The sequence below is a fragment of the Halomonas sp. SIMBA_159 genome, from assembly GCF_046536035.1.
Taxonomy (GTDB): Bacteria; Pseudomonadota; Gammaproteobacteria; order Pseudomonadales; family Halomonadaceae; genus Vreelandella; species Vreelandella venusta_A.
The window spans coordinates 1-242 of record NZ_JAWJBT010001419.1; the positions used below are offsets into that span (position 1 = coordinate 1).

The 242-nt window shown below is 50.0% G+C and carries 1 protein-coding gene; it reads left to right on the top strand.

What is annotated here, in order from left to right:
• Positions 1-33 precede the first annotated feature (33 nt).
• Positions 34-242: N-6 DNA methylase (locus R0J87_RS23920; RefSeq protein ID WP_498889524.1), on the top strand; the 209-nt coding region annotated here is incomplete at its 3' end.

Below are 242 nucleotides of genomic sequence, written 5' to 3' on the forward strand. Positions count from 1 at the left end.
GGCATTTATGACCCTGCGTGTGGTACTGGTGGCATGCTGCTGGAAACCATCCACCACGTTAAAGAAAACGGCGGCGATCCACGCCTGCTAAAAATCAAAGGCCAGGAAAAGAACCTGACCACAGAAGCTATTGCTCGCATGAACCTCTTTCTGCACGGCCAGGAAGATTTTGACATTGTCCGTGGCGATACGCTGCGAGAACCTAAATTCCTCAAGCATGACCGTCTAGAAACCTTTGATTG